Consider the following 12,549-nt stretch of genomic DNA (forward strand, 5'->3'; position numbering starts at 1 on the left):
TTTCTCCTGTGTGGTTATCTTCCACAGCACTTCTTATATTTTTTGCCGCTTCCACATGGGCATGGATCATTCCGCCCAATCTTCGGTTCTTTTCGCACGACCTTGCTCTGCTCCGTGGAACTAAACGCAGATGATTCTACTTCTTCTGTATCATCCGGTTTTCCCATTTCTTTATTGCTGAATCCACGATTGCTCCAGCGCTTTACTGTATATAGCCATTTCTTGCAATTCTTTGCAAAATAATCTGCCCTTGTCTTATTCGGGAATACTACAGAATGCATATTCAGTAATTCCACGATATCTTTAAAACTCATATCATCCTGCACTACCCGAAATTCTATTTCAAACAGAATATCATCTGCCTTTACTTTATCCTTGAACAACTTTTTCAGGTCTGATTTTAGTTTTTGGTAATACAGAAAATCTATACTGATGATATAATCACCATCACACCAGAATCCTTCTTCCCGTTCAGCCAGTATATCAACGACCTCATCGATTTTCCCAGAAATCCCCTGCATAATCTGCTTGTCATCCTCTGACCAATCCGCACGTTCAAACATCTGGTCTATTGCAATCTCTTTTAGTTTTTCTCTTTCTATAACACCAAACAGATTCAGGCACGCACGGAGCGTAAATCGTACACCCGTGACCAGCCCCATTTTCATCTGCTGTTCCGTATCTTCTTTTAACGTTGTAAGTAATATATCTTCAATCTGTCTGGGAACAACAAAATCCATTGCGTCTACATTCCCAAACATAAACACCCAGCCTTTTTTGCAATAGTTCTCCATAAGGATTCCACAATCCACATGGGAAAGAGGACGATTATTCATTGTTTTTACCAGAAGTTCGATATCCTTCACATCAAGAAAAATGATCTCGCTCTGAAAAGATTTGGTAATCAATTCTTCCGCAAAATCTTCCTTCTCCTTCCAGCTTGTAAACTCTGCTTCATCTGTCCATGTCTCTATAATCATATCCAGAAGGCTATCCTGCGCCTTCATTAATATCTCTGGCAACTCCAGCGTAGTTTCACCGGGAATCATGAAATTGTCAGCCATACTCTGCGCCATCTGCTTTACAAAATCAGTTAATCCATTTTTTTTAACGATCTATTTCATTCATCTCTTAATTTCCTTCGTATTTTTCAAATATATGCTTGCTTTGTTAACTAATTATACGGCATATGAGTTGAATTATCTACTGTAACAACTCTTTTCTTCAATTCTCATTCAATATATTCCACTGTTAATCTCATAAGCGTCCTCATATTCTCCAAGTCCCGCTGCACATCGCCCGTCTCAAGAGAGTGATTTGCATCCTCCGTGATGTACAACGTTAACTCCTTTTCTTCACATCCGCGTCTCACTGCCGAAGTCTTCACCCAAGGGTCAGATGTCCCATGAAATACAATTCCTTCCCGCCCCATGAAACGAAACGATTGCTCAACGGGCGTATAGAATATATTCCTGGTCTCTAGCCCGTGCTCTGCCGCGTATGCGGCTGCAACCGCTGTACCTATACTTTTGGATATGAATAAGATATGGCTATAATCTTCCCACACAATATCTTTCAATATGTCTTCTGCCTGCTCCAATGCAGTATAGAATGACTGTTCCATCTTCTCTGCATTGCCCTTGACATTCTGGGGAAAATTACCGTAGGGGACTTCCTGCAGCACATATCCGTTCTGAATTGCGAGTTTCTTGCTGTAGTATAATAACGGCTTATCGCAGTGGTATCCGATTCCTGGAAATATTACGGCTATTTTCTTATCCTTTTTCATTTTCTTAACCTCGATTCTTACTTTATGTATATCTTGCCAATCGTCTGTATTCCTTATTTTTATCGTAATATACTGAATTTAAACGCATATATTAATCTTTGTCAATCTTGACTATTGTGGGACAATTTGGACATATACATTCATATACGCCTGAATAATCCGGTGTCCACACAGGAATATTCAATACGTTAACATGCTAATCTTCATTACACTATTTGCATCAGTTTTCTATGCCTTGTTTGCTATTCATATACATTTCATGTTAATCTTCATCAGAATTATAACTAAAGAGATATACTCACAAATTTGATTCAAATACATCTCATGTTAATCTTCATCAGGATCCGAGAATATATTGGGCGAAAGAGGTTACATTATTCAAATACATCTCATGTTAATCTTCATCACAGCAGGAATGAGTGTGAATCAATACATGGAGTATTCAAATACATCTCATGTTAATCTTCATCTTATCTTTTGTCATGATCCGAATGTCACATCCCTGATTCAAATACATCTCATGTTAATCTTCATCCGGTGACATTTGCGGCAATCGAAGGGAGCGAATAATTCAAATACATCTCATGTTAATCTTCATCTTAATTTTTCAAGAAAATTCATTATATTGCCCCCTTATTCAAATACATCTCATGTTAATCTTCATCGCATCCAACGCCTCTTCCAGTATTTTTGTTTTGGAATTCAAATACATCTCATGTTAATCTTCATCATATTATTTTGCAATACTTACAGTCCTTGCACTTCAATTCAAATACATCTCATGTTAATCTTCATCTGTGCAAACAAACAGGGAGATGATGGACCGAATTGCATTCAAATACATCTCATGTTAATCTTCATCGTGTGAGAAAATTGCAGTATTTTACAGGTATTCGGAATTCAAATACATCTCATGTTAATCTTCATCTCGGCGTTAGATGCGGATGCTTCTACGGCACGCTGGAATTCAAATACATCTCATGTTAATCTTCATCTTGGCGGATCAGGTATTTGCATTGGATATCCGCAGATTCAAATACATCTCATGTTAATCTTCATCTGTAGGTGTCCAGTCGTCCTGGCTGGTGTGTGCGGATTCAAATACATCTCATGTTAATCTTCATCCGCTCTTCGTTCTTCCTCCAGATCCATACACGACAATTCAAATACATCTCATGTTAATCTTCATCATAACTATTATACGATAAAATATTTCGTCGCTCAAATTCAAATACATCTCATGTTAATCTTCATCTTATTGCATTTCACCATATACATCATTCCACCACTATTCAAATACATCTCATGTTAATCTTCATCGATATACACATTCGACCGATTACCCTCCTTCTTTAATTCAAATACATCTCATGTTAATCTTCATCATAAACCGGATGATTGCAACGGGTGTTAGATGGGAATTCAAATACATCTCATGTTAATCTTCATCTCTCTCTGGAAAAAGATTTGGGTTTCTTGCAGTCACATTCAAATACATCTCATGTTAATCTTCATCGGTAATTACGATTACGTTGCTTCCCTTCACTAGATATTCAAATACATCTCATGTTAATCTTCATCCGATGCAGATCACGGACGATGCGGAGGCTCTGGAAGTTCAAATACATCTCATGTTAATCTTCATCGGAAGAAAAGGAAACAATAGACCGAAGTCACTGCTGTTCAAATACATCTCATGTTAATCTTCATCGAGATCAGGAAGTCGTGGATACAGATGCTAATGAGTTCAAATACATCTCATGTTAATCTTCATCTCCGTCTGGCTGCACATGATAATCGATATCGCACTGTTCAAATACATCTCATGTTAATCTTCATCCTTATTTTCTAGTATTGTCACCAATGTGCTGTACTCGTTCAAATACATCTCATATTAATCTTCATCAAAGTAAACACCTTACTTGCGTATACTATGTCCATAGTTCAAATACATCTCATGTTAATCTTCATCCTCTCAATCATAAGACCTCCATTAAATCTCAGTTGTTCAAATACATCTCATGTTAATCTTCATCTACAATGCTTCCCTTTCCTTCCTTTCCGTAGTTAATGTTCAAATACATCTCATGTTAATCTTCATCGTGCGCCATTATCAATAGCAACATCATAATACTTGTGTTCAAATACATCTCATGTTAATCTTCATCGATTTCTGCAATTTTTACATCAAACTACGCTGTTTTGTTCAAATACATCTCATGTTAATCTTCATCACACTGAATGAGCGTCTTGCAAGATTTAAGGCTCGTTCAAATACATCTCATGTTAATCTTCATCTCTTCATTAATGTATCATAGTTTCCACACTCAATAGTTCAAATACATCTCATGTTAATCTTCATCTTTTGAAAATTTGGGTTATATACTTCCTAAACATTAGTTCAAATACATCTCATGTTAATCTTCATCTAGACCGTCATTGGTTGCTATGGTGGCATATTCGTTGTTCAAATACATCTCATGTTAATCTTCATCGTAGATGTGACGATGGAAACTGCTGGCTTTGGTTTGTTCAAATACATCTCATGTTAATCTTCATCGGTATCTCTGCATGCAACTTATTGGCATCGTATGTTCAAATACATCTCATGTTAATCTTCATCTCGTTGCATTTTTCAACTGTGCAAGAATATATTCAAGTTCAAATACATCTCATGTTAATCTTCATCATATTCGAGAACATGCTTTTTTGGAAAGAGGACAGTTCAAATACATCTCATGTTAATCTTCATCAATCTCCGGATATTAATTTTTGCCTCGCAATGGAAGGTTCAAATACATCTCATGTTAATCTTCATCCCAAACTTCATTTACTTTAAACTCTCTGCAAATATCGTTCAAATACATCTCATGTTAATCTTCATCAACCATTTTTACCATTTATTTTTATGACAATTTGGTGTTCAAATACATCTCATGTTAATCTTCATCGGTATCCAAGGTACTGGAACGGAACCGAGAAACTTGGTTCAAATACATCTCATGTTAATCTTCATCATCATGCTTATAATTCCTAGCCAGATCACTGCAAAGTTCAAATACATCTCATGTTAATCTTCATCATTTCCCGGAGATATTGCCGGATGATTACTAAATGCGTTCAAATACATCTCATGTTAATCTTCATCCGAGAAATTCAGCCATCTCGCAGGTTGTCATTCCGGTTCAAATACATCTCATGTTAATCTTCATCTGTATATACATGCATTTGACAGAATGTTAGAGGCTGTTCAAATACATCTCATGTTAATCTTCATCTCTCCAACCTCTATCTTTACGCCGTCCACAGCCTCCTGTTCAAATACATCTCATGTTAATCTTCATCGTATTGTTTGCGATATTTTGCGATATCTGTTCGATGTTCAAATACATCTCATGTTAATCTTCATCACCACACTACGCGTAGATTAGGTTAATTTATTGTGTTCAAATACATCTCATGTTAATCTTCATCAATATTATGTTCTATTTCTCCCACGTTTTCATCGTCGTTCAAATACATCTCATGTTAATCTTCATCAGGAACAATAGAAATATTTGTTAGAAAATAATATGTTCAAATACATCTCATGTTAATCTTCATCGCGGATGTATGTTCCATGCTGTAAAAGAAAAAAAGTTCAAATACATCTCATGTTAATCTTCATCCAATGCCGCAGATGCGATTTGTGGAAGGTTACTTAGTTCAAATACATCTCATGTTAATCTTCATCAAATACGACGGTTATCATACGCAGTTCAGAAACAGGGTTCAAATACATCTCATGTTAATCTTCATCTCTTCGCCCATTCCGGGACGGTAGGGTCTGTCTCTGGTTCAAATACATCTCATGTTAATCTTCATCAATTTCAAAGATTCCACTCCTGTTTCGACATTATTTGTTCAAATACATCTCATGTTAATCTTCATCTGATATCCCCGACTTCTGTAATTTTCCCTTGTGGAAGTTCAAATACATCTCATGTTAATCTTCATCCGCAAAGAAAAAAGAAGAAGCCATTCGCATAATGAAGTTCAAATACATCTCATGTTAATCTTCATCGCAAGGCTGCATCGTCAAAGATAAGCGCATATGACGTTCAAATACATCTCATGTTAATCTTCATCGAAAAACGAAAAGTTTAGAGTAAGAGCAATCGGATGTTCAAATACATCTCATGTTAATCTTCATCTACATTGCAACATCCAACAGAGAAAAATAAAACCGGTTCAAATACATCTCATGTTAATCTTCATCTTATCAAGCCAACGGATATCTGCAATATAATCATTCGTTCAAATACATCTCATGTTAATCTTCATCAAATAGTAGGGGATAACAAAGACTTGTCCACGTTGTTCAAATACATCTCATGTTAATCTTCATCGAACGACTGGCAGCAGGACTTAATGTCCGTATCACGTTCAAATACATCTCATGTTAATCTTCATCCGTTCTTCATTATAAGCATTATAATGAAATTGGTTGTTCAAATACATCTCATGTTAATCTTCATCAAAGAGGGACTAAAGGGGCGTGGCATTTCCACGTAGGTTCAAATACATCTCATGTTAATCTTCATCTTTTTCATATTTCCACTTTTTCGACCATACATCCGTTCAAATACATCTCATGTTAATCTTCATCAGAAGGGTGACCTCCTTTTGCGATTGGTATAATAGTTCAAATACATCTCATGTTAATCTTCATCCTGCAGAGAGGTACGTGCGGGGACTGCATGGATCATGTTCAAATACATCTCATGTTAATCTTCATCTATTGCAGACTTACAAATATTAATCCTAATATTATGTTCAAATACATCTCATGTTAATCTTCATCATCTTACTTGCATCCCAGGAACGCAAGTAATCAAGTTCAAATACATCTCATGTTAATCTTCATCTACTGCCGAATTCATTTTTAATGCTCTCTATAATCGTTCAAATACATCTCATGTTAATCTTCATCACGAGGGAGCAGTTCGAGGCAGACAGACGGAGATGGTTCAAATACATCTCATGTTAATCTTCATCCCATCCTGCTTCACCTCCGTTTCGTTTGTCGTTATTTGTTCAAATACATCTCATGTTAATCTTCATCTCAAGCGTTTTCTGAAAGAATCGGGGTGTTCGTAGTTCAAATACATCTCATGTTAATCTTCATCCCATTTAGGCTGGCGACAGTGTCGTAATAGTAATCTGTTCAAATACATCTCATGTTAATCTTCATCAACATCAAACGCCGGATTTACAGCAATCCTGCATTTGTTCAAATACATCTCATGTTAATCTTCATCCAACGAATTTCCGCCATTTCCCGAATCCGCTATACCCTACATTCCTCTATTTTACAACTATTTCCCTTTTTTTACCAGCCATACCTCATTTCCCTTCATACTTTTCTCTCCTCGCACTTTTCCTTTATCTTACCTGCTTTTCTACACTTTTCTCTCAAATTCCACCTGGTAAAAATGGCCTAAATAATCAAACTCTCCCCATTTTCAACATCTCCATTCCCCAATATCTCCTCACCAAATACATTGTCATTCATCAACTTAATAATACATACAAAATCTTCATCCTTATTTATCACCTTCTTCAAATCTGTCTTTAATTGTATCAATTTTGATGGCGACATCTCCCCACGAAATACCGACTTTTGAAAATGTGACAGATACTTCTTACAAACCTTAAACACTTTCTGTACTCTTTTCTCTCCCACATCATAAAACACAAATGCATAATTATAATTTATTTTCTTAGCCAATCAATAACCCTCCTTCAAACTAAAAGGAACAAATTCTTTATCTTCCATGATTTGCTTAATTAATTTATAGCAATCCAACTTAATTGCCGTTCGATAAGACACCTTTCTTTTCAATATGGGATGTTGAAATACCGATTCCATCCTTCCCTCAAATGCTTCAATAAATATTTTTCTTCCCTCTTCATTCAACAAACAATAATTTACCTTTTTATCAAAATGCTTTCCCACCTGAATCTTCCTATTATTTACTAGATCAAAGATTGTCCGATACACAATTACAGGTTTAAATACTTCACTCAGATCTAGGCTCAGCGAAAATCTACCTTCAGATGGTTCATGCAGATAACTAATTCTCTGATCCAAGTGAGTCCTATAAATGGCAGAGATAGTTTTTGTATAAAGCAACGTATTCCCAAAAGATATCATTGCATTAATCGGATTATCCGGCGGCCTTTTCACTCTCTTATTCATGATAAAATCTTCTGGTAAAAAATATTGAAAATCATCATAAAACCTCATCCACAATTCACCTTCCGCCGACATCAACGACTTTATATTATCTGCCTTCTCTACATCTGCATAAAACTCCTTCCTGATCCAATCAATAGTCTCTTTAACCTCTTTCTTATCATGCTTATAATAATGATATAGCACCTCGTATATATTAACTCCGATTCCTTTCACAATAGCCTTAGCGATTTTCAACCGCTCATTCTCATATTTCCCAACCTGTTTTACCAGTAGTTTTCCACTCATATACTGGTCTTTGGGATAAAAAGTACCACTATATCCTCCATAATAATTAAAGAAATGTACGACCACATGATTTTGTCCAAGAAAATCCAACAACTTACTATTAATACTAACTTCATTCATACAATAGATTTCTTTTGTATTTTCAATCGGAATATACACATTCTTCCCATCTTTTCTAAAACAAAGGGAATTGTCTTTCCTTGTCAATTCTCCCATTGACGTAATATATCTTGTACTTCCCATGTCATCCTCCTTATTCTCTATATGTAGCAATATTCATAATACGCACATTTTTTACACTTTGGCTTATCTAATGCCGGCGGAATCTCTTCTCCCTGCAGCAACGCTTCTATCTCTCGTATATACTGATTCAATTCTTTTTCAACCTCATCAGTCAATTCTATGATCATTGTCTTCTTACTACTCTTATTTTTTTCTACAAATTCCAACTTTCCCTTTCTATCGATCCCCTTGTCTTTTAACACTTTCAGATATAATATCAATTGCCATTTCGACGCTTCAATATCTGCATCTGATTTTTTCACTTCTGTCAGATATTCCGCCGTCAATTTATCCAGTTTAATATTCTCAATGGCTATCTCCGTATTCTCTTTCTCTGCACGCTCTTCATGGATTGCTTTTCCAATCTTAACTTCTTCACTATTATCTTCCAGATTCAGCCTATTTCCGAACAGATAACACTGTCTCTTACAATGGAAATAATAATTCATCAATGTCCCATTCACCTTCATCTCGTCCACCTCTAAATAAAATCTACAAATTCTCCAATCTCACCCTGTATCTTCTCTCGATTCAATTTTCCATCATCAAAATACTGTTCTCCCTCTTCGATATAGAAGATTTCACCAACCTTGTCGTTATATATCAGATTATGATTTTGCTTTATCTGATATATAAAATAATTCATCTGACTGGTAACTTTAGAAAGTTCTACTCTCTTTGTCGAATAATCCATACTGAAATCATTCAAAAGTTCCACATATTTTCTCCAAACTTCTCTTCCATCAATCTGATTACCATTTTCATCCTCTAAGATTCTCGCCAGATACACCAACATACTCCAGGTATCTTCCGCAATTAATCTCATCCTGTCTCTGACTCCAGGCCATTCAAGCCTTCTCACCTCATTATCAAAGAAATCTTTTAACCCGCCTTCGCCTGATCGCTCATTATAATTCGCCTTTAACACCTCCAAAATACATTCGTAATATTTCTGAAACTCTTTGTTCACAAGATATGCCCGCATCTCTTCATTTTCCAGAGTAAACATTTTCTCTATGCGGATATCCTCTCCATATATCCTTTTTCCATCATCTATTTTAAAGAAATATACGATACCTGTTCTTAGACATGAACGGTTAATCCGCCCTAAAAACTGCTCCTCGCTATCTAATTTAGAAATATTTTTATAGCCAATATCCATATCAATGTCTACCCCCGCCTCAATGACCTGGGTTGACACAAGTATAATGGAATCCACTTCCTTAATTACGTTCAGGATTCTACTTCGTTCCATCAAACTATCATCTCCTGACATATACTCCACTTGGCAAATGACCTCATCATCCTCCTTTAAGCTTTCAAAGAAATGATAAGCCGTATCTTTTTTAATAAATTCCACTAATACTTTCTTCTTACATGCTGCCGAAGCCTTTACATGCTCCAGCAACTCCTCTTCTATATTTTCTTTCTGCATCAACTCATAGGATATATGCACACGTTCTCGGAAACACGGATTAGAAAAATACTTTTCTTTATTTTTCAATAACGCAATCGCTTCATAGGAATTCTTTGACACCACATCCAAGTTCGGAAGTGTTGCTGACATAATAATCACTTTCATGTGAAACAGATAGGCAAATTCTTTTAAGAACTGTATAATTTCCGTCCAAATTGTATTCTTATAACTTTGAATTTCATCTAACACAATTATACTGTTCATCAACTGATGGAAACCAAATGCCGACTCCTTTGTATCTCCAAACATCGTATCAAACAGACTCACATGGGTTGACAGAATCATTGGATAATTCAAAAATTGTCGATCCAATAGCGCTTTTTGGTAATACATCGTCTGCTCTGATTGCTCTTCTTCTACCTTTGCCTTCTTAGTCATCTTAATCGGAGTAAGGGAATTCACGACTGCAATATCATCAAGAATATCCGGTCTATCTCCAAATATTTTTTTCAGACTCTTTACGTTCTGCTCAACAAGCGTATTGAAAGGATAGATATAATATATCTTTTTTAGACAATCATCATGCTTCATCATCTGAAAACTCAGATCCAGTGCTGTATTACTCTTTCCGCTTCCCGTAGGTGCTTCCAGATAAAACAGATTGTCTGACAAATGTTCCTTTAATACTTTCTCCGCATCACATAACATCTCTGTACGGAGCCTGTTAATGTCCTTTTCCTGCCGTAGTGTCTGCTCATCTTGCGGATACTCTTCCTTTTGATACGTTCGAATCTTTCGCATCAATTCCGTATTCTCATACACCTCCATCCATTTCTGGATCTCATCCAGACTTCCTAACTGGCTTATCTGCACCTCTGACATAAATTCTGTCGTGGCATAATAATCACTTGCCACCAATAGAGAATACAACATTCTCACATAAGTATAGATTCCAACACTTTCTGCAAAATCACATTCCTCAGAATACTGTTTATTAAACTCTTTAATCAGACTTTTCATTTTTCGCTCATGCAACGAAAAACCAGTCAGCCATGCCGTACATTTCCCTCCACTAAATATCTCGGCAATATCTTTTCCCCGTCCTTCCTTTAAAGATTCCAAAAACTTCTCAAATTCCGCCAGATCACTATGATGGCGCTCGATAATGCATGCATGGAATAGCAAAAATACTCTAAGTCTTCTCTTTTCCTCACGGTCACTGATAGAATCTTTCAATTTTTCTAAGTAATAGTCCATATATAAGACAGATGATATGAGAGAATGCTTTCCTGCAACACATGCAAAAATATCACTTTTTTCTATCTTACTGTTATGAAGTTTGCGATTTTGAAATTCAGGATTTATCTTTCCCATATCATGAAAAACAGGAATTCCAAAAATCATGTCTTCCAAAAACCTTCGCGCTTCCAGTGTAATATCTGCCCAGATCTGCTGGAGGAGGCGATCCAGCATTCCTCCTGCTTGCTTTTCTTCCCAGATAAACCGAAAATACTTTAATGTCAGTTCTATATGTGACTGTAATGTCTCACGCTTCACAATCTCATGATTATCATCTTCCACAATATGCGCCTCATAACAATCAATATCCGAAATTAAAGTCCTTAGTTCTTTTATCTCCATACATCCTCCTTCAAATCGCAATAAACATCCATCAGACGTTTATCTTTCCCATACACTTAGTATCAGAAAAGGAGACCCTTTACTCTCAAACTATCAGGTCTCCTTCTTTGCTTCTAGTAAAACACTATTTTCTTACCGTCTTTCAGTTGATATACTTCTGCATCACCTACTTCTACTAATGCATCCGTATATAAAAATGTTTTTAAACTATATTGATTTGTCCAACTATCCATGCCAACAGGGAGTGCTTCTTCATATTTAAACTCACTAAATGCGTTCATCTCTTCCAACTCATCAAAATCCAGATCCGTAACCTGCACCTCTTCCTTTGGAGCAAAACAGTCTAGTCTGCCTATATCAAACTCAATTGCTTTCGCATCCTCCACTGTTACCGCTGAAATATCAGCTGGATGATCATTCTTACCAAGATACGGATAATAAACACAAGTCCCATTTAAAAATGCATCTCGTACGTTCCCCGCTTCTTCAGAATCTATTAAAAGGCATATTTCCCAGCCCGGATTCTCTAACCATTGCTCCTTAACAATAAGATTGCCCCCTAACTCCTTTGAAGCATAACCTACAGAATTGTTGAATGTCTGCACTTTTTTAAGAATATATCCTTTTTTATGCTCCGAATCCGGAAGAATCGAAATCTTCAAATCCTTCAACCGTTCATAGAATTCAGGAAATCCTTCGGAAAGTCCTGCCTTCTTCTTTGCCTTATCAAATCCCTGCATCTGTGTATATCCGCCATAACCTAAGACAGCACCCAACATCCCCAACAGTGCCACCTTATGTATATTGCCGTAGGTATAATAACAATAAGAATTTACTTCAGGCTTTTTGAAAAATGCGTTCTTTCCACTTAATGTGAACCTCAGTATCTCCATC

Annotated in this window: 6 protein-coding genes, 1 pseudogene and 1 CRISPR repeat array; all 7 genes and pseudogenes read right to left on the minus strand. The window is 36.3% G+C overall.

What is annotated here, in order from left to right:
- Nucleotides 1-14: 14 nt before the first annotated feature.
- Nucleotides 15-101: pseudogene (locus tag ACQRBN_RS00825) on the minus strand (SEC-C metal-binding domain-containing protein); the annotation flags it as partial.
- A 1,130-nt stretch (nucleotides 102-1,231) separates the two neighbouring features.
- A complete protein-coding gene (locus ACQRBN_RS00830) occupies nucleotides 1,232-1,789 on the minus strand; it encodes an alpha/beta hydrolase (RefSeq protein WP_427737032.1) in 558 nt (185 codons plus the stop codon).
- A gap of 244 nt (nucleotides 1,790-2,033) precedes the next feature.
- A CRISPR array of direct repeats spans nucleotides 2,034-7,089; the repeat unit is 30 nt; unit sequence GTTCAAATACATCTCATGTTAATCTTCATC.
- 179 nt (nucleotides 7,090-7,268) lie between these two features.
- Nucleotides 7,269-7,559, minus strand: coding sequence for a CRISPR-associated endonuclease Cas2 (gene cas2 / locus ACQRBN_RS00835; protein WP_427737034.1), 291 nt, complete (start codon nucleotides 7,557-7,559; stop codon nucleotides 7,269-7,271).
- Nucleotides 7,560-8,558: a type I-B CRISPR-associated endonuclease Cas1b gene (cas1b, locus tag ACQRBN_RS00840; protein WP_427737035.1), complete on the minus strand. Its 999-nt coding sequence runs from the start codon at nucleotides 8,556-8,558 to the stop codon at nucleotides 7,560-7,562. It lies immediately after the preceding gene.
- A gap of 17 nt (nucleotides 8,559-8,575) precedes the next feature.
- The gene (locus ACQRBN_RS00845; RefSeq protein ID WP_427737037.1) at nucleotides 8,576-9,067 is read right to left on the minus strand and encodes a CRISPR-associated protein Cas4; all 492 of its coding nucleotides are present in this window, start codon (nucleotides 9,065-9,067) and stop codon (nucleotides 8,576-8,578) included.
- Nucleotides 9,068-9,078: 11 nt separating this feature from the next.
- The gene (gene cas3 / locus ACQRBN_RS00850; RefSeq protein ID WP_427737038.1) at nucleotides 9,079-11,655 is read right to left on the minus strand and encodes a CRISPR-associated helicase Cas3'; all 2,577 of its coding nucleotides are present in this window, start codon (nucleotides 11,653-11,655) and stop codon (nucleotides 9,079-9,081) included.
- 113 nt (nucleotides 11,656-11,768) lie between these two features.
- Nucleotides 11,769-12,548 (minus strand): type I-B CRISPR-associated protein Cas5b, encoded by a 780-nt coding sequence (gene cas5b, locus ACQRBN_RS00855; RefSeq protein ID WP_427737039.1) that lies wholly within the window; start codon nucleotides 12,546-12,548, stop codon nucleotides 11,769-11,771.
- Nucleotide 12,549: the final 1 nt, after the last annotated feature.

Source organism: Bariatricus sp. SGI.154 (assembly GCF_050313795.1).
Taxonomy (GTDB): Bacteria; Bacillota; Clostridia; order Lachnospirales; family Lachnospiraceae; genus CAMBRQ01.

Excerpts from the sequence above, each read along its gene's own strand:
- ACQRBN_RS00830 (WP_427737032.1), bottom strand. The coding sequence starts at position 1,789 with ATGAAAAAGGATAAGAAAATAGCCGTAATATTTCCAGGAATCGGATAC.
- cas1b (WP_427737035.1), bottom strand. The coding sequence starts at position 8,558 with ATGGGAAGTACAAGATATATTACGTCAATGGGAGAATTGACAAGGAAA.
- ACQRBN_RS00845 (WP_427737037.1), bottom strand. The coding sequence starts at position 9,067 with ATGAAGGTGAATGGGACATTGATGAATTATTATTTCCATTGTAAGAGA.
- cas3 (WP_427737038.1), bottom strand. The coding sequence starts at position 11,655 with ATGGAGATAAAAGAACTAAGGACTTTAATTTCGGATATTGATTGTTAT.
- cas5b (WP_427737039.1), bottom strand. The coding sequence starts at position 12,548 with ATGGAGATACTGAGGTTCACATTAAGTGGAAAGAACGCATTTTTCAAA.